Source organism: Helicobacter trogontum, from assembly GCF_000765905.2.
GTDB lineage: Bacteria > Campylobacterota > Campylobacteria > Campylobacterales > Helicobacteraceae > Helicobacter_A > Helicobacter_A trogontum.
Map to the genome: position 1 here is coordinate 83,334 of NZ_JRPL02000008.1, position 19,782 is coordinate 103,115.

Annotated in this window: 15 protein-coding genes and 4 pseudogenes; 8 read left to right on the forward strand and 11 right to left on the reverse strand. The window is 31.8% G+C overall.

The genetic code is table 11. The features are described 5' to 3' along the window. Position 1 precedes the first annotated feature (1 nt). From LS81_RS04955 to hsrA, 5 genes and pseudogenes are all read right to left on the reverse strand, one after another. Positions 2–421, reverse strand: coding sequence for a hypothetical protein (locus LS81_RS04955; protein WP_034346041.1), 420 nt, complete (start codon positions 419–421; stop codon positions 2–4). A 316-nt stretch (positions 422–737) separates the two neighbouring features. Then, positions 738–1,184 (reverse strand): hypothetical protein, encoded by a 447-nt coding sequence (locus LS81_RS11890; RefSeq protein WP_233715938.1) that lies wholly within the window; start codon positions 1,182–1,184, stop codon positions 738–740. Then, entirely contained in the window at positions 1,181–2,260 is a 1,080-nt protein-coding gene (locus LS81_RS04965; protein WP_233715939.1) for a caspase family protein, read from the reverse strand. Before LS81_RS04965 ends, LS81_RS11890 begins: the two co-directional genes overlap by 4 nt. 1 nt (position 2,261) lies before the next feature. Then, a pseudogene (locus LS81_RS04975) lies at positions 2,262–4,011 on the reverse strand (site-specific DNA-methyltransferase); the annotation flags it as partial. A gap of 231 nt (positions 4,012–4,242) precedes the next feature. Beyond that, positions 4,243–4,908: a homeostatic response regulator transcription factor HsrA gene (gene hsrA / locus LS81_RS04985; RefSeq protein WP_034318440.1), complete on the reverse strand. Its 666-nt coding sequence runs from the start codon at positions 4,906–4,908 to the stop codon at positions 4,243–4,245. A gap of 416 nt (positions 4,909–5,324) precedes the next feature. Between hsrA and fliP the strand changes: the two genes are divergently transcribed. The 3 genes and pseudogenes from fliP to LS81_RS05000 all read left to right on the forward strand — a co-directional run bounded on the left by fliP (position 5,325) and on the right by LS81_RS05000 (position 7,778). Then, entirely contained in the window at positions 5,325–6,095 is a 771-nt protein-coding gene (gene fliP / locus LS81_RS04990) for a flagellar type III secretion system pore protein FliP (RefSeq protein ID WP_052096599.1), read from the forward strand. Positions 6,096–6,650: 555 nt separating this feature from the next. Continuing rightward, positions 6,651–6,887, forward strand: a pseudogene (locus LS81_RS12485) (chemotaxis protein); the annotation flags it as partial. 6 nt (positions 6,888–6,893) lie between these two features. After that, entirely contained in the window at positions 6,894–7,778 is an 885-nt protein-coding gene (locus LS81_RS05000; protein WP_034346048.1) for a methylenetetrahydrofolate reductase, read from the forward strand. 310 nt (positions 7,779–8,088) lie between these two features. Here LS81_RS05000 and LS81_RS11245 read toward each other — a convergent pair whose 3' ends face one another. Beyond that, on the reverse strand, positions 8,089–8,229 hold the full coding sequence (locus tag LS81_RS11245; protein ID WP_158659417.1) for a hypothetical protein: 141 nt from the start codon (positions 8,227–8,229) through the stop codon (positions 8,089–8,091). Between the two features lie 512 nt (positions 8,230–8,741). After that, positions 8,742–9,071, reverse strand: a pseudogene (locus LS81_RS05005) (site-specific DNA-methyltransferase); the annotation flags it as partial. A 287-nt stretch (positions 9,072–9,358) separates the two neighbouring features. Here LS81_RS05005 and LS81_RS05010 point away from each other — a divergent pair. Together LS81_RS05010 and LS81_RS05015 are read left to right on the forward strand one after the other, a co-directional pair. Next, entirely contained in the window at positions 9,359–10,384 is a 1,026-nt protein-coding gene (locus LS81_RS05010; protein ID WP_081955874.1) for a DMT family transporter, read from the forward strand. Positions 10,385–10,569: 185 nt separating this feature from the next. Then, on the forward strand, positions 10,570–11,205 hold the full coding sequence (locus LS81_RS05015; RefSeq protein WP_034344525.1) for a superoxide dismutase: 636 nt from the start codon (positions 10,570–10,572) through the stop codon (positions 11,203–11,205). Between the two features lie 166 nt (positions 11,206–11,371). Here LS81_RS05015 and LS81_RS12490 read toward each other — a convergent pair whose 3' ends face one another. Continuing rightward, positions 11,372–12,340 carry a UDP-glucose dehydrogenase family protein gene (locus LS81_RS12490; RefSeq protein ID WP_411710168.1) on the reverse strand — a complete coding sequence of 323 codons (969 nt, stop codon included), beginning with the start codon at positions 12,338–12,340 and terminating at the stop codon, positions 11,372–11,374. Between the two features lie 474 nt (positions 12,341–12,814). Continuing rightward, positions 12,815–13,225, reverse strand: a pseudogene (locus LS81_RS12495) (2-dehydropantoate 2-reductase N-terminal domain-containing protein); the annotation flags it as partial. Positions 13,226–13,425: 200 nt separating this feature from the next. Between LS81_RS12495 and LS81_RS05030 the strand changes: the two are divergent. Next, positions 13,426–14,820 carry a PhoH family protein gene (locus LS81_RS05030; RefSeq protein WP_034344528.1) on the forward strand — a complete coding sequence of 465 codons (1,395 nt, stop codon included), beginning with the start codon at positions 13,426–13,428 and terminating at the stop codon, positions 14,818–14,820. 208 nt (positions 14,821–15,028) lie between these two features. On the opposite strand, the gene LS81_RS05035 is transcribed toward LS81_RS05030, so the two are convergent. Beyond that, the gene (locus LS81_RS05035; protein ID WP_034344529.1) at positions 15,029–16,030 is read right to left on the reverse strand and encodes a hypothetical protein; all 1,002 of its coding nucleotides are present in this window, start codon (positions 16,028–16,030) and stop codon (positions 15,029–15,031) included. Between the two features lie 9 nt (positions 16,031–16,039). After that, entirely contained in the window at positions 16,040–17,035 is a 996-nt protein-coding gene (locus LS81_RS05040) for a tRNA dihydrouridine synthase (protein WP_034346939.1), read from the reverse strand. A gap of 231 nt (positions 17,036–17,266) precedes the next feature. Between LS81_RS05040 and LS81_RS05045 the strand changes: the two genes are divergently transcribed. Together LS81_RS05045 and gatC are read left to right on the forward strand one after the other, a co-directional pair. Then, the gene (locus LS81_RS05045) at positions 17,267–18,190 is read left to right on the forward strand and encodes a class II fructose-bisphosphate aldolase (protein WP_034318769.1); all 924 of its coding nucleotides are present in this window, start codon (positions 17,267–17,269) and stop codon (positions 18,188–18,190) included. Positions 18,191–18,640: 450 nt separating this feature from the next. Then, complete coding sequence (gatC, locus tag LS81_RS05050; RefSeq protein ID WP_034344531.1) at positions 18,641–18,919, forward strand: Asp-tRNA(Asn)/Glu-tRNA(Gln) amidotransferase subunit GatC; 279 nt, start codon at positions 18,641–18,643, stop codon at positions 18,917–18,919. Positions 18,920–19,782: the final 863 nt, after the last annotated feature.

The following is a 19,782-nucleotide window of genomic DNA, read 5'->3' on the forward strand; positions in this document are numbered from 1 at the left end:
ATTATATAATATTGCTCATTATATTACTTACACTGCTCTTTTTATATTTCTCAAATCTATAAAATTTGACAATATCTTTATTGTAATAAAAAAGATAAACTCTTATTTTTTTATCTCTATATAAAAATTCTTTATCTTTATAAATTGATTCAAAGTCTTTAATTTTATCTCTTGGATTTGCTTCTATTTTAAGTCCTTTTGGATCAATAAATACAATTTTATATTCCCCATTTTCTCTATTTCTAAACCAAAATATAAAGTCAGGATAAAATTTCCGCTCACTTTGCATTTCACTATCAAAATAGGGGATATAAATATTATCAATATTTTCCATTAGCTTAGAAAAGCACCATTCATACTTTTCAAGCTTTTTAGAATCTTTTTGCAAAAACTGCTCTAAATCTTGTAGGAATTTTTTCACTATCTTCGCTTATTGCAAAATCAACCCTAGTATCTTTGTCGTTTTTATTATAAGTAATCAAAAGGCTCAATCCTTACGCCCCTAACCTATAGTTTGTAAAACATATTTTTTAGCATTCTTACTGCCAATATTAAGCAACATAAATAGTTCATTTGCATGAAACATATTTTCTCTTGAGATATCAAGGCAAACTTCTTTAGAAAAAGCTTTGCCAAGCTTTCTTGGTTTAAATACACACTATCATTAAATTCATAAAGTTTAACTTTAATCTTTTTATCTTGCATGGTGTAGAGATGATATTATTTTGCATTGCTACTCATTCTTTAATTTTTAAATCTTCTTGCTTTAAAATATTCAAAATATCATCACTAATTTTTTGATTGTAATTTTCTATAATTATTTGTATTTTCTCTAAAATCTTATCTTTATCATAAAAACTTTCTTTACTTTTTATCCAATCTTCAACATCTATTTTTTCCCAATCACGCCAATTATTTTTATAATATTCGGTTTTATTGCTATAAAAAACAATTTCATGATCATTGTGAAAATTAATAATGCTTATCAAATATCTATTAATGTTTCTAATATCTTCTTTAGGATTAAGAGATATAGCAACACCTATTGGCAAAATATCATCTGCTAAATCAATAGAATTAACTATATTTCTGTATTTTTTAACCTCTTTTTCTTCATATTCTTCTTTTGCAAACAACTCAATATGTCTTGATGGTCTTGGTATATAAGGTTGTCCAAATATCATCTCATAAGCATTTCGAGGTTTTTTCCTTTTTGGAACCCATTCTGTAGTAGTATAAGACTCTTGTTTGTAACTAAGATTGATAAAGAGATTTTTTTATTTTTTTCTATTTCATTATATAATTCATTGATATTGTTAATAATATGATAATTATTGCATTTATCAATTTTGATATCATAAATTGATTTTATATTATCGTTAAACATATCATTAAGCTTATTTTCATCAAAAATATATTCAATATTTTCTTGTGCCATATCTTTAGATATATACTTTTTAGACAAAGTTTTAAGCTGTTCTATTATATCAATTTTGTCATTTTCTATTTCTTGATTAACACCTTCATTATCATTTATTATGGGATTATTATTTTTAAAAAAATTTTGTATAGATATAAGTTTGTCAAGAAAAATTTCAGTTGCATTAGATTGATTCACAAAAAACGGCGTTTGTAATTCGCTTCTATTACTAAAATAATCGGCAATATAGGATTGAACATCTGTGTATCGAATAGAATCTGCTTTATGTGTTAAGATTGATTCTACAATAGCATTTGTAAAATAACTACCCTTATCATCTCCCATTGAAGATTGATTATTCATAGAAGAAAAGAAAAAATGACATTTTTTAAAAGAACGTTGAGTTAAACTTTTTTTGATAGACGCTTGATCAGATTCTTTGATATATTGTTGTCCCGATTGACATGCATCAATTATTTTAATTACCATTTCTGTTTCTAAGCTTTTAAGCATATTATCCAATTCATCATTAGATAAGCTTGTTGTTTCAAATTGTTTATCAGTAAAATTAATTGGTAAATAATAAAATTGCTCTTTAAATACTCCATGCCCTGTATAATAAAATAGCAACTCATTGATTTTAGAATTTTTAAGTTCTCTAATAATGTTTGATAACTCATTTTTTAATTGTTCGCTTTGGTAATTTTCAAAAATGTAAATTTCAAATTTTTTATTTAGGTCTAATATTTTTTGTATTGAACTAACATCTTTTTTACAAAAATCTAATTTACTTAAATTTTTATATTCAGAATTTCCTATTAAAATTGCTATATTCTTCATTTTACTCTCCACACCACATTAGATTTCTTAGTTTTGGGTATTTAGTCAAGTCGATATTTTCTAGATTCACAATGTCATCATTTTCAAACTTGCAAGATTGTATGCCATTTTCATCTATAAAAATACTTTTGATTTTAAGCCCTAAGAGATTAGACATTGTAGTAAAAATATCAAAGCTTGTATTCATTTTGCTCATATCAAGACAGATTTTCTCACCTTTTTTTAAGTCCTTTGATAAGTTTGCGGGATTTTCTATAATCATTCATATGTGTTGTCTTATTTTTCTCTGTTATATTGAGCGATAGTGAAACATCTATAGAATCTTTTTGAGATTCTTCGGCTAACGCTTCAGAATGACAAAATACACGCTCATTTAATACATATTCACATTTTTCTAAGCCCTCAAGCTCATAGTACTAAAAGAACCATCACCCTTAAACTCTACTTCTTTGCTAATCCCACTTACAAAACCACTAATGGCCTTTTTCATTCTTGGAATCACCACTTTATAAAAATGCTCTCCCATTTCTACGCCAAGCCATTTACGCCCTAATTTATGAGCAGTGGCGATTGTCGTACCACTACCTGCAAAAAAATCTAAAACTACATTTGTCGGTGTTATCTCTTTGGCGATTTTGACAGATTGTTCGCTCGGTGCTTGGTCATTTAGACTTACTAAACTCCCTTCACCCCTCTCTCCAAAACTACCAAAATCCCTCAAAGATACTTCCGTCTTTGTCCCTATCTCTATGATTCTTTTTGAAAGCCTTTCAAGTTTTGGGGTATCAAAAATTTTATCATTAAACAAGGTCAAAATCTCTCGCATGACATCTTGATTGTGTTCTACATCACTATATTTCCATATCATCAAAGGAGTGATACCTTGTTTAACTTCAGATAAAAATCTTTTTAATAATGGCGTATTACTCCCGTTCTCACCAAACCAAATACGATTATCATCTATTAATTTCTGAAAATTTTCTTTTGAAGTCATCCAATATCTACCCTTAGGTGGATTTATTATTTTTCCATTTGGCGTCACAATAGGATAATCGTAACTTACCATGTAAGTCTTCACCAAACAATCGCTACTCTTCCATAATCCTTTGGGATCATTGTCGGGATTTTTATATCTTTCATTCATTTTATCTGTTCTTGGCAGCAATATTGGTCGCCATTCTTCCTTATTTATTGTGTATAAAAGTATAAAGTTGTGGTTATCACTTAACTACTTAGCATCATTTTGAGGAGAATATTTCTTCTCCCAAACAATATTTGCCACAAAATTCTCTTCCCCAAACACCTCATCACATAGAATCTTAAGCCTTGCTTGTTCATTATCATCAATACTAATAAAGATACTTCCGCTATTCTTTAGAAATTCTTTTGCTAATTCTAGGCGATTATTCATCATAGCAAGCCATGAAGAGTTTAAATTTATCAGTATAGACAAAACCATCATTACCTGTATTATAAGGCGGATCAATGTAGATTAAATCTATCTTGCTTTTATATTTTGGCATGAGAGAATTTAGGGCTTGAAAATTATCACTCCTTATAAGTTCTCCATTTAAAATCTCGTCTAAATTATCAAATGCACCCAAAAGCTTATAATAATTTTCTTTGCTTAAATATTTTGTATCAAGGGGAAGGAATCTAAATTTCTCATCATTAATATTTTTAATTTCAAAATGCTCATCAATTAGTTTTAGCTCTTGCCATTCTTTGATTTGCTGTTTAAATCTGCACTCTTAAAAAAGATTCTAATTTTTTATTACTTGCAAATCTTGCGTCCATCTGAATCTAATGATAAAATTTAGGCTTCATGTAAAGTCAAAAGAAGGACATTGCAGAATCACTGCAAAGAGCCTATGAGATAAGGATTGGTGATAAAAATTTGCTTAAGGAAAAGTGATTGCATGGATACTCTAAAATCATCAAAAAACAATGCAAATGAACAAATTTTAGAATATCTTTAAGTATTATTTCTTTGGATAGCAGAAACGATAACCACGCCTTCTCACCGTCTCAATTGTATTAATATTTAATGGTTTATCCATTCTTTGTCGTATTTGATTAATTGCAACCTCAATAACATTTGGAGTCACAAGCTCTGGCTCATCCCAAATTGCATTTAATAACTGATCTTTTGAAACAATTTGATCTCTTTGGCGTGCAAGGTGAGTGAGTACCTCAAATGGCTTACCCTTTACTTCGATATCTTTACCCTTGAATGTTATTCTCTCTTCATCTGGGATAATTACTATATCGCCAATCTCTATAAGATTAGAATCTGTAAGCCTTAGTCTAGCTTGTATACGTGCCAACAAGACTTCATTATCAAATGGATAAGATATATAATCATCCGCACCATGCTTAAATGATTGGACTTCATGCTTTGGCTCATTATCGCCAAGTATGATAACTGGGATTTTTGGATACTTTCCTTTAACAATGGAGATAATATCTTGTGCTCCGCCATCTGAAAGTTGCCATTCGCCAAGCACGACATCATAACTACGCACACTAATATGATATTCTCCATCTTTTACGTTTTGCGCGACATCAACTTGATAATTTTTTTTATCCAATTCCTTTGATATGCAGTCGAGTACATCTTTTTTACTATATACAACTAAAATACGCATGAAAGTCTCCTGGCAAAAAGTCCTGTAATTATAGCATTATTTAATCTAACCTTAAACTTTTTTTATAAAAATATTAAATAAAGATAAAAGAACAATTACATAACATCTCAATGGCTTGATAAAATATATGTAGCACTGATTTTAACTGCAATTCAGACTCTAAATAAAAGGACAATTTCACTAAACTAACTATATAGCATAAGTCTCATAAAGAAACGACGTAGAGCTGTGGTAATACACAAAACACAATGTAATAAAAAATAAAAATTTGTGGTCATTAGGACAGAGAGTAAAATTTGTGATTTTATGCTACAATTTAGCTTTTTTAACTACAATAATCAAAGCATTACGAGGGTAGCGTGAAAGTATCTAGGATTCTGAAATCTTGCTTTTTGTTTTTCTTATTGATTAGCTTTATAGATATTGCCATAGCTGCACCAACAGATAATCAACTAAAACTCAATGGTGTACCCATCCCATCCGTTGATTTAAGTATCAATCCGCCAAATACTCCAACACAGCTTGTCACCACATTGAATATTGTAGTATTACTCACCCTTTTGATACTTGCTCCATCCCTTGTGCTCATGATGACTAGCTTTACACGCATTTTAATCGTGCTTGGTTTTTTACGCACAGCATTAGGCACACAGCAGTCTCCACCCACACAAGTATTGGTTAGCCTTGCTATGATTCTTACATTTTTTATCATGGAACCTGTTGTAAAAGACGCCTATAATGCAGGTATAAAACCATACATGGAAGAAAAGATAGGTTATGAAGAAGCATTTGAAGAAACCATGCACCCATTTAAAAAATTTATGCTCATGAATACACGTCACAGTGATATTGCTTTATTCTATAAAATACGCAATGAAGAGCCACCGCAAATGGATAACATTGCGACAAAAGAACAACTTAATACTTTGGTTGATAAGGTTTCGCTTAGCATTATCTTACCAGCCTTCATGATTAGTGAATTAAAGACTGCTTTTCAAATTGGTTTTTTGTTATACTTACCATTTTTGGTAATTGATATGGTGATTGCATCAGTCCTTATGGCCATGGGTATGATGATGTTACCTCCCGTTATGATTTCATTGCCATTTAAGATTCTTATTTTTGTGCTCGTCGATGGATTTAACTTGCTTATATGGAATCTCGTCCGTTCGTTTAATTATTCTTAAAAGTATTTTTTGAACAAAGAGTAATGAAAAATATTCATGAATACGAATAATATTAAAAATTATGTTATACTTGCAGAGATTATATTAATTTAGTTAGGAGCCGTGATGACACAAGAAGAGCTAGATTCTCTTATGACACAAGATGCGGATTCTTTAGATGAGAGTTTTGAAGATATAAAAACAGAAGATACTAAAGAAGAAATCAAGGCAGAATTTATAGATCCAAACTCATATAAGCCAGAGGCTGATAGAAAATGGCCACCACCACCACCAACCGAGGAGCATAAAGTTGTTCACCAACTTGATGATGTAACAAGAGATTCTGAAGTAAAAATGACAGAAGTTTTTGATCAGATTGACAATATTGGTGCTCTTGCAACCACGATAGAGAAAGATTCTAAGAAAATCAAAGAATATCTCAAAGCCCAAGAAGAGATGCTTATAACACTTGTTGAAAGCTTTCCTAAAATCAAAGCGTTTGCTGCATCACTTGAGCAAACAAAAGAGATTGCTCGAGTAAATGATAATATTAGAAATTCTGCTATGGATTGCAATGACGCGTGTATGCAGGCTATGGATATTATGCAATATCAAGATATCCATAGACAAAAAATAGAGCGTGTTATAAATGTAATGCGTGCATTAAGTCAATATATGAACTCTCTTTTTGAAGGTAGAGGTGATGATTCTAAACGTGTAGCATCGGCTACATACATTGCAGGTGACAGCCATGATGAGGTGGCAAGTGAAAGTGATATTGAGGCGCTTATCGCATCCTTTGGACAGAAATAAGACGCTGTGATTTTTGAATATCTTCCTACAAATATCACACAAGATGTTGAACGTTTACACTTAGTTTGCAGTGCATTACCTATTACAAAGGTTCTTATCCCATCAAATCCAGTTTCAAAACCATACCCAGATCCTCTTAATATTGTTGCTACCTTGCGGGATTTAACCTGGCAATCTAAACATCTAAGGCATATCCACTTCATACCAACAATAAAAACTAACATCTACACTCAAGAGGCTTTGCAAAGTATATTTTTATCATTAGAATATCTTAACATATCGCATGTAGCAATTATTAGCGGTGACACAACGCAATCTAAATCGCTGACCACTTATAATGCTTTAGAGATTTTAAAACATATGCAAAAAAAATCTACTTTTTTGAGTGACTTACAATTGTATTGTGCATTAGAATCAGATATATCATTGCGTAATAGCTATGGATTGTGTAAAAAGATTTATTATGGTGTGCAAAATTTCATTACACAGCCTTTTTACCAAGTATCAAAAAAACAAAATATGTCGCAAATACCACACAGTACACTCAATTTCCTCCCACAAGTAACAACAGATTTTGAAACATTTCTTTCTTTTTATAAGAATCTCATACACACATATACAAACAATAAGCCTTCATTTGCTTCGCTGTACAATAAAATACAAATATATTGTGGTTTTCTCCCGCTATCACATACAAAACAAGCACATGCTATCCATGCAAAAAAGCTTGGTATATCTGTACCAAACTCTTATATTAATGCGATAGAAAAAAATGCAAAAGAAGCAAATAGCAAACTCTTTAAAGCCATGCAACAATACAATGTAAGTCTTAGCTATCTTTGTTTTAGTGATATCGAAGTGCTACTTACTTGTGATTCTAAAATAAACTAGCTACTATATGTTCGATCATGATTATTGAAAGTCAGGATTCAGCAGATTCTATGAAACTTTAGCTTTGTTAACATTACTAGATATAAGATTAAAAGAGGACTCATGCTTTCTTGTGCGGAGTAATATGGAAGTAATATCTTCTTTTATTTTTTACAAAGTTTGTAAAGTAATATGAAAGATAGCTTTATATATAAAGATCTATGGAGGATAAAATTATATCACATGTCCCTACATTCTCATTATTATGTGGAAGTATAAACTTGCAATAATTCGCATTGCATCACAATTCTACAAGCATAGATAAAAGATATCACTCATTCAGTATTTCCAACAATTCATCTATTACATACAAATAACTACCACATACACTACGACCATCCTTTAAAATATTTTCAAGATATTGTCTGTGTTGTTGTATCATTTGTGCATTACATGGTAACTGCTTTGCCACTAATACATTTTATTGGTGGTAACCAGATTTTCTCTTCAAAATCACCTATAAAAGCTTTGCCTCACCTTTCTTTTATCATTCATAAAAGATGTTTGTAAACCCAAAATCATAAATCTTCATGACATTACAAACCTTGCTCAATGATGCCATTTTGCCTTCCATTTTTATAAGGAATTTTACAACCCTCTTCGTTTTTAATCATCACCAAGCATCCATTAATTGCATCTTGTTTGTTTCTATATCCTTGGATTCTGCAGCATAATCAACACCTACATACATAACACACTTGCACTACCCAACAACACCTTTTAAGCATTTTTTTGATGGGGGGGGGGGGGGGGATCATTTACCGCTTTTAATTTTAAAATCCATAATTCTTATAAAACCCCATGAGTGATTTTATAAGAATAATACAGACTTCATATTGGTATATAGATCAAAATAACAGGTTTAATATTATTCATTTATATAGACTCTATATATCTTTACTAGATTATATTTTAGACATGGGGAGATTTTAAAATCTCATCTGAATTTTCACATGAGCGTGAATTACATCAAGACTAAAAAATATAACGCGTGTTTTTGGCAAACTTTGGCTTACACCAAATAGCCTTTAGCTCATCTTCAAAATCTGCAATCAAATCAATGATATTAAAAGCTATCTTTTTAAGATGATTTAATTCATCAATCTTTGCTTTACTCCAGTCTGTAATGTCATCTAGCACATATTTAAACATCCATAAACTAAACTGCTCTTGCAAAAAGGCTCTTGCATTTTTGTGAATAAAAAAGTCGATTTCATTTTGTCTTTTATAAGAATTTAGTTTCTTTTTTAATTCTCACTCTCCAACACTCTATAAATGCCTCTTATATGATCTCATCTTGATTAAAATTTACAAAAACTACTCAATACAGCATTAATAAGTAATGCACAAGGCAATCAAGCAAAAGCAGTTTTCTGTATCCATGCAAGTCTGAAAACTTTATAAAATTTCATGAAAACACTAACATAAAATTACACAGAATTAAAGCCTTAAGCATAGTATGAAATTAATTTCTCTAAGAGATTACATATCCTTATATTTTATTTTATAATTCTAAAATTTAAATCTCTAGGACTTTCTTTATGGCTTACACTACAACTTGCAATAATATTGCGACTAATAATAAAATTTCTACCACAATAGATTCTAAATGCAATTCTAAAGACTCTGGTATCAAATACCATACATTAAATCAAATACATACAGAATCTCGTGATAAACAAAAGTTGTTTAAAATCCCAAATTTCCCTAAAAATTCTGTCTTTTTCATCATCCTTGCAATCCTTGCAGAGAGTTTTATTATTTATGCAAGTGTGCTTGTAAAACTCACAGATATGTCTCCCATTAACTTAGGATTCTATCGCATAGCACTGGCATTACCAATTTTTTGGCTTATGGCAAATACACGCAGAAATGTCTTTAAAATACCTTTAAGGGATATTACATATATGATGGTTGCAGGGATATTTTTTGCTTTTGACTTGTTGTTTTTTAACATTGCACTAAGACATACAAGTGTCGCAAATGTGAATCTATTTGCTTCTCTAGTATGCTTTATCCTCATTCCTATTGGTATTTTTTTCTTTAAGGAGAGATTCAGAAAAAGTCTTATAATTGGAGCTATTATAGCATTTTTTGGCATTTTGATCCTAGTTGGTGGTAAAGGGAAGTTAAGTGTCGCAACGCCATTTGGAGATTTTATGGCGTTTCTAAGTGTATTGTGCTTTAGTTGCTTTTTGGGTGTGATTTACTCACTAAGAAAGCGATATGGAACTTTAGAAATTATGTTTTTTGCGTGTATTGGATCAAGCCTTGTGCTTTTAGTCCTTGCTTTAATGTTTGAAGGTTTTGAAGTGCCAAAAGATATGAAAGACTTTGGTATAATCATGCTTATTTCCTTATGTGGGCAGGTGATTGGACAAGGTTTTTTTAACTATATTATGGGAAAAGTCAATACGCAAACTTCCTCACTTGTTCTCCTTTTTTCGCCTATAATCGCTGCATTAATGGGCTTTTTTATACTTGATGAAAAACTTGGTATTCTTGAGGTATGTGGCATTTGCATTATATTAATTGGGGTATATTTTGCAAAAAAAGAGAGTTATTAAAGCATATTGGGATTGGTTGATTTAAATTAGTTTTCCCTGTAATATAGGTAAGATTTAATAATATCTTATTGTTGTTAGAGTAAATTACAACCGAATTCATGTGTATCTATAATTTAGATCTTGATAGAATATTATTAAGTAAAGTATATTATAATGTGGCTTCATTTTAATTTTAAGGAGATAATATGTTTGAATTAAGAAAATTACCTTATGAGACTAATGCGTTTGGAGACTTCCTTACCCCAACGACTTTTGAATATCATTATGGCAAACATCATCAAACCTATGTAACAAATCTAAATAACCTTATTAAAGGTGGTGAATTTGAGAATGCAGAATTGTATGACATTATTAAAAAATCAAGTGGTGGTCTTTTTAATAATGCTGCTCAAGTATATAATCATGATTTTTATTGGGATTGTATTACGCCAAATAAAACAGAGGTAAGTGCTGATTTAAGTGCAGCAATCAATGAAACCTTTGGCTCATTTGATGGTTTTAAAGAGAAATTTATACAAGCTGCGACAACTTTATTTGGTGCTGGTTGGTGTTGGCTTGTTTATGATTTGCAAACAAAAAAATTAGAAATCGTGCAAACAAGCAATGCGGCAACACCTATCACTGATGACAAAATTCCTTTACTTGTTGTTGATGTGTGGGAACATGCTTATTATGTTGATCATAAAAATGCACGTCCTGCATATTTGGAGAAGTTTTTCTCACATATCCATTGGGCATTTGTCTCTAGTGCATATAAATGGGCAAAAGAGAATGGTGTAGAATCTATTAAATTCTATATCAATGGACTTCATAAAAAATAATTTAAAAGTTTAATGTGTGATAGGGTATAAAAATCTTATCTAGGTAGTTCCTTAGCTCAACTTGTCAAAAGTTGAGCTTCATTAACAATATAATTAAAAGTTATAAAATATTCTATATCAAAATATTACTTGAGTCTTTACTCATATATACATGATCTTTATAAATCTATAAATTCCCAACGCCAATTTGATAATATCTAAAACCTTTAGATTCTAGCCCACAATGTTGATAAATATTTCGTCCATCAAAAATAATAGGTTCTTTTAAAAGTTTTGCTATCTCATCAAAGTCTGGACTTCTAAACTCCCTCCATTCAGTCAATAATACCAGTGCTGCACAACCTTGCAATGCACTATACTTACTCTCCATCAATGCAATGGAATCTAACTTGTCTTTGAGATAGAATCTTGCTTGTTCATATGCTTTTGGATCATAAGCTTGTATCTTTGCTCCACGCTTAATAAGCTCATTAATAAGCACTAAAGAACTAGCCTCTCGCATATCATCAGTTTCTGGCTTGAAACTAAGCCCCCATACGCAAAAACTAAGCCCGTGCAGATTCTCTCCAAAATGTCTAAGAATCTTTTCTACCAAAAGCATTTTTTGCTTCTCATTAACCTCCTGCACAGCTTTTAGAATCTTTGCTTCATAGCCAACATCTTTTGCACTTTTTTCCAATGCCCTTACATCTTTAGGAAAGCAACTTCCACCATATCCACAACCTGGATAAATAAAGCTGTACCCAATACGAGAATCCGAGCCAATCCCTTGACGCACATCATTAATATTTGCTCCCACTCGCTCACAAATCTGGCTCATCTCATTAATAAAGCTAATCTTTGTGGCAAGCATCGCATTTGCCGCATATTTTGTCATTTCTGCAGATTCTATACTCATCGCAATCAGCCTATCACTTTTTAGTAAGAAAGGTGTATATAATGCTCTCATTACATCTAAAGCTCTCTTAGAATCTGTACCAATAACCACTCTATCTGGACTCATGAAATCTTTTATGGCGACGCCCTCTTTAAGAAACTCAGGATTACTTACCACATCAAAGTTTATATTTTGCGATTTTTCTTGTAGCTCATATTTTTCACTTACATTCTCAGAATGATTAGAATTTGTCATCATAGAATTTAAAGTTATAAGCGCATCAAACTGCTTTTTATTTGTTTTAAAGTATGTGCCTTCATTAGCGTTTCCATTTTTATCAAAAATACTATAACTTTCTTTATAATATTGCTTGATTTCTAGACTTATATCATTCATATCCAAATTTAAGTCGTGTTCATATTGCAAAAAAAATGATTCTTCTGTGCTATCTATTATTGTAAAAACACCATCAAACTTTTTTTGACCAAAGGCATAGGTTAGAACCTTATCGCCTATTTTCATTTCTTCTATACACTTTTTATTTTTCATCATATTGCCGTTGTCGTTGTATTTATCCCATTCCCAGCCCTTCTTGTCTCTATCCTCTATTTTTTCACCTAAGCATGGTTTATAACCTGCAAACCAATAATTTATTGCTGATTCTAAATCTTTAGAATTATTATTGCAAGCTAGATTATCATTATCTACAAATTTACCCCTCTTAATTAGTGTGTTTTCTATAATTTTACGCACTTGTCTTGCCGTACCAACTGGCACAGTGCTTTTATCTACAACCACAACATAATCATGTGTCATGTACTCACCAATATCTTGTGCTACCGCCTTAACAAAGGATAAGTCTGCACTACCATCTTCGCCCATGGGCGTGCCAACAGCAATAAAAATCACTTCAGCATTTGAAATGGCTTCTTTCTTGTCTGTGCTAAAATGTAAGGTATTAAGCTTCATATTTTCACACACCATCTCCTCTAATCCAGGCTCATATATGGGAATCTTGCATTGCTTTAAAGATTCTATTTTTTTAGAATCTACATCAAGACAGGTCACTTCATTGCCCATTTGGGCAAAACATGCCCCAGCCACAAGTCCTACATAGCCGCTCCCTATAATTGTAATCCGCATTTTTATCCTTAATGTAATGATTATTAACCTTAATAAGAGGTAATTATATCAAAGCTTAATACAACACTAATTGAAAAACTAAAAAATCCCATTGATTTTAAAACAATATGGTTATTCACTTGCATCTTTTTTTATCTCTTATTTATTCATTGCATTTTATGCTACAATTACCGCCGACACACTTTATCATAAGGGGCATAATGCAGCAAGTATTACTTGATACTTCAATTATTCTTGATAATACACAAAATCTTATTGATCTGCACCATAAAAATGTTGAGCTTTTTATTACAGATATTGTTTTAGAAGAGCTTGATAGGAAAAAGGATCAGCAAAGCGAGAGTGGTTATTTTGCACGGGAGTTTTTTCGTCGCATCCATAATGTCTCAGAACATGTTAGCACGACAATAACTCCAAAGCTTGCCACTGATTATATTACATGTATAGTATTTCAGACACAAGATATTTGTGTGCCTCTCTTTGTTATCACACGCACAATATATCGCACAGCATATAGCGATTATGGCTTCAATGATGCACGCATTCGAGAAGTTGCAAAAGATTATAAGTTATTGTTGCTAACAAACGATATTGCTTTACGTGTGCGTTCTATGATCGAAAATATAGAATCTTCTTCGCTTAATCAATCAAGCATTACTAGCCCAAGAGATATTAATTTTATCCACAAAATAGCATTATTGCGAGATGGTAGTGACACAATAGAATTTAGCCAAAGTGATACTTTTAAAAAACTTAGTAACTGGCATATTTTTGAAATCAATGAAGTTGATACAACTGATAGTATGCGTTATGAAACAGGAAGAAAATTCTTCGGTATTAAATATAATGACAAGTTGGAGATATTAGATTTAGATTCCATCATAGAATCACAAAAGCCCTATATATTGCCACTAAATGTCGAACAAAAACTTGCGTATGCTATCCTTTTACATACAAATAATTATGTCAGTATTATTACTGGGAGCACAGGGAGCGGCAAGACTTTAACAGCACTTCAAGCAGGTATTGCTTTGCAAAAAATGGGCGTTGTAGATGGTATTGTATATCTACGGAATACCATTACAGCCAATGATAAAGAAGCAGAGCTTGGATTTAGAAAGGGTGATGAAGATCAAAAGCTACATTATTTTATGTATCCTTTATTTAGCAGTATCAATTTTATTATTGAGCGTTTAAAAGAGCACTCTCTTGCAAAGCGTATTGAGTATAAAGGCGAGAGTAAAGGCTTTGATAAGGAGTATGCGACTCAATATTTTCTTGACAAACACCGCATTGAGGTTATGGATATAGCACATGCAAGGGGTATTACATTGCATAATAAATTTGTAATTTTTGATGAAGTGCAAAATGCTTCTGATGCGACTATTAAACTTATAGGCACACGTATGGGTGAAAAAAGTCGCATTGTATTTCTTGGTGATTATAATCAAATTGATCACCCCTATCTTAATCGCTTACGCAATGGAGCTTTAAGTTTATTACTAAAAGCACAAAAAGATGACTTTATATTTGGTTTGCAACTAAAACATACTATACGTAGCGAAATTGCCAGTTGGTTTGATTCTAATTTTTAGTTTTTCTTAATATACATTGTAAAAAATATGAATACTTTTTACAATATCAATAGATTAAAAAATTGCATATAAGTAATTTCAGAAGCCTTCAAAAATACATAAAAATTACGAAAAAAGTGCAATAAAATCATCTAATACTATGAGTTCTTATATAACTAGAGTTTGTATTTAAAGAGCACAAATAAAGGTTGTAAAAGTAAGCTTGGAACTAAAATAAGACATTAACTGCAAACTGCCAATACATGCCTAAAGTCGTGTTGTATTCTTGCCGTAGAAGTTGTTGTGCAAAAACCTTCATATCTCCTGTTATACTTGAGTCAGTGGAATCCATTTGATACCATTTTTGACTTTTTGCACTCGGATCACCAGCAAGCTGTATTGGCATTTTTACCCCTATGTCAAGTCGCATATTATTATACACATAAATACTTGCACCAAGTCGTGCGAATGCACCAGCACCAGCTAAATAAAGCGTATCATCAGCTTTTATCACTATATTATCCATCGTTGTATTATTAAATGTTCTTGTGTCATAATGTCCTAAGCTATAAGTAATAAATTCATAACCCATACCACCATAAACTCCAACACGCAATGGAATCATCTTTTTATAATTACTAAAAGTTCCTACCAAAATATGTATGGGTATGTTTGCACCAAAGTCAAATCCAATGGAATAGTCTAGCATAAATGCGTTATTAGATATATCTTTTGCAAAGTTTGGATTTGCATTGAATTTAACTGGTTGGTATTGACCACTAGTGGGTGCAGAAATATAAAATTCATCACGATAACAAATATTTGTAAGATTGGGCATTTCATTTTGATTACATTGACGCAGATTTCCATCGCGTACATTTGATACAGATCCAAGATTTACTTTATTTGAATAACTCGCACTAATATAACCCCGTAGTGTAAAAATCCCCATCTTATCAAACGTTGCTTCAACCCCAACATAGCCGCTTGTAATATCTTTGATACTGCCATTATACTCTCCAAGTTGTGTTTGCGAATAATAATAACCGCCACTTGCATTTACGCTCGAGGTGTTTTTTGTCATTTGATTTGTAGCGCTTGTATGTAGCGTCCCCTCGCCTATGCTTTGCCCAATTCCAAGAAAAAATTGATAGCGAACTGCCCATGCAGATTCTATACAGCAAAAAACCCCCACAATAATATAAAAAACCCCTCTTTTTAAACCACTCATTTCACTCCCCTATACACTCTTTTTATTGAAAATTGGACTAATACCGCTTGATTCCAATTTTGTAGTATCAAAAAAATCTTCAACAGATTCTCTAATGCGATAATAATCTTTTTCATTATTGACAAACTCTCTATACTTACTCGAATCCTTTTGTCCTTTTGCATAGGCATGTAAGTTTTTTCTAAACATAACAACACCTCGCTCACCATAAAACTCAAACATAGAATCTAAATGTTTTAACACTAAATCTTTCTTTAAAGTCAATGGAAAATCAGTTGTTTTAGCCTGTATTTGCCAGAAAATCCATGGAGATTTGAGAGCAGCCCGTCCTATCATTGCACCATCAGCATTTGTGATTTGCATAACTTTTTGAAAAGATTCTAAACTATCTATCTCTCCATTTGCAATCATTGGAATTTTTAGGTTTTCCTTCATTAGGGCAAGGCTATCATAATCAATGCGATCTTTTTTATATGCATCCATTTTTGTTCTAGCATGCACTACACAATAATCAACTCCACTTGCATTGATAGCATGAGCTAAATCTAGCGGAATCTTTTTATCAAAACCCAATCTAACCTTTACGCTATACACCTGCTTGTTTCCGTATTTACGGATACTTTGCAATAAAGATACAAATTTATCTAAATCTTTTAAAAGTGCACTGCCATTGCCATGATTTGCAACCTTTGGCGCGGGACAACCGCAGTTAAAATCAATGATATCTACCCAAGCTAATTCATTTATCTTTTCAACTGCTCTCTTCAGAATCTCATCTTTGCTCCCTGAAATCTGCAAAGAAAAAGGCGTTTCATTTGGACTTTTCAGCGCCATTTTTAGTGTCTTTTCATTTTCATAAACGAGAGCATGAGCACTTATCATCTCACTCACTGTAATATCAACACCAAAATCCTTCACAACTTTTCTAAATGGTACATCACTGAAGCCCGCAAGTGGTGCAAGTATGAGTAGTGGAGCGGGAAGCTTTTTTGTTTGTTGAAACATATCAAGATGATATTTTAGAGATTCTATATTGTTGTAATGTGTTGTATATTGCACTTATTTCCTCTTTTATTATGTTAAGTTTATGTGATTTGCATTGAGTTTATACTAAGTGCAAATTATAGCATAAAATACATGTGTTCTTAATGTTTAACTTCTAGGCTATTGTAACTTTAAACTCACACACTTTTGATACAATAATGCGAGGTTAACTAATAGTTTTAAGGAGCAAATATGCTAGTTTCTGGACAAGAGATTCTAAACAAAGCAAATAAAGAAGGTTATGGAGTAGGTGCATTTAACTTTGTCAATTTTGAAATGCTAAATGCTATCTTTGTGGCAGCAAATAAGGCAAACTCACCAATTTTTGTGCAAGCAAGTGAAGGGGCAATTAAATACATGGGTATTGACATGGCAGTGGGCATGGTACAAACAATGTGTAAACGTTATCCTCACATTCCTGTAGCATTGCACCTTGATCATGGTACTAGCTTTTCTTCGTGTCAGAATGCAGTAGAAGCGGGATTTACATCTGTCATGATTGATGCCTCACACCATCCTTTTGAAGAAAACTTAGAAGAGAGTGCAAAAGTTGTTGAAATGGCACATAAAGAAGGTGTTGGTGTGGAAGCAGAGCTTGGCAGACTGATGGGAATTGAAGATAATATATCTGTTGATGAAAAAGATGCTGTGCTCGTAAATCCAAAAGAAGCAGAGCAGTTTGTGCGAGAAACAAAAGTGGATTATTTAGCACCAGCTATTGGTACAAGCCATGGAGCGTTTAAATTCAAAGGAGAACCAAAACTTGATTTTGAGCGATTAAAACTTGTGAAAGAACTAACAAAAATTCCCCTTGTATTACATGGAGCAAGTGCTATACCAGAGTATGTGAGGGCAAGTTTTAGCGAGAGTGGTGGGGATATTGGTAGTAGCAAAGGTGTGCCTTTCTCGTTCCTACAAGAAGCGGTAAAAGGGGGTATAAACAAGGTAAATACCGACACAGATTTACGCATCGCCTTTATCGCTGAAGTAAGAAAACTTGCAAATAAAGATAAATCGCAGTTTGATTTACGCAAGTTTTTTGCACCAGCTATGGATGCTATGAGTAATGTCATCGCAGAAAGAATGGAGATTCTAGGAAGTGCAAATAAGATCTAGATAAGCAATCTAGCAAACCTGCACGTAGTTTTAAGATTTTTAAAAAACCTTAAAGTTTCATTTGCATTTAAGGCAGATTGCATTACATGAACATGGGGCTATTGCTTAACACTATACAACACGCGACTATTAATAGATAATATGTAGGTTTTAAAAACACTTATTATGCTGTGTAAAATAGGAGGTATTCCTCAGATTCTAAAATACCAATAGTAAGTTAGCAGGAGAGCATAGCAAAACCACGTGATAACTTTTACAAAACAATACAACCTCTTTGATAAGATGATGCTACAAAACAAAACAATATAGAGCTCTCATGAATATCTTTAAAGAGCGCAATTCATCTCTTTAGGAAACACATATAATATCAACAATATACATGTCATTTGATAAAACCACAATAAATTTTGCTAGAATACCTTGATTTTATTTGTAAAAAAGGTGTACTTGATGTTTGTAGATGATACATTACTTGATAAGCTTGAAAAATTGGCAATGATACATATAGCACCAGAAAAACGCAGTGCTTTCAAAGAAGAACTAAGCCAGATTATTACAAAGATGGATAGTTTGCAAGGAGTAAATACAGATAACATTACATTGCAAAAGAATGAAAAAACTCCTATGCGATCGGATACACCAGAAAATGCGGGGATACAAGGACAGATATTTAAACAAGCTCCAAAAGCAAAAGATAATTATTTTATCGTACCAAAAGTAATAGGATAAGTTTATCTCATTTTTACAATATCTTATACGAAAACCAAGGATTATTATATTTATTAAATCTTAAAGCCTTACCAAAATAACACGTACCAAATTAAGCCACATTTGCAAGGTTTTTAGCTCGTGATGTGCTTTATGTTTCTTTGATACCTCTTACAAAACTATATACAATTACATTAAATTCTAAAGACATTTGCTTTATAAACTAAGGTGGATTATTAGTTTCTGTGTTATAGCCACACCTTTTTACTAATTTAGTATATTTTAAAAGGATGAAACCTTTTCTTTATTTTTTCATAACTCTATATCTATAGAATCACTAAAACCTCCTACTATTAACAAGCACAAATGTTAAGAAATTTTTAATATTTTAAATCTTTATATATCCATTTACAACAATAAAGTAACAGACACCACATGTCAGCTCCAAGCTTAAAGAATTAATATAAAAACAAGGGGCTTTTACATATTGCCTATATAAAAAATATAATTGCTTATTCTAAGAGTCTTAGACGTATCTAAAGAGATTACATGGAAAAACTTATTTGCATTACCTACATTTCGTATATGTATATAATGTAAAGTAAAATAAAAAGTTACCTTAAGACCTCTTCATATTTCTTGCGTAATATATAGAATCATTTTAAGATTGATTTACTTGAGACTTATTGTATAGTGTATTTCACAACATCTAAAAGATCATTTGAAAGATTTGCCTTTGTGGAATCCCTTGGATATTTTAATAAGGAGCAAGATTTTTTACTATGTGTATAACCGCATTTAAAATCAAAGTCATTTTACATTTAAAATCAAAGTGTGCTTGAATCCTGCATTTTTTGACTTTGATTTTAAATGTAAATTTTGTC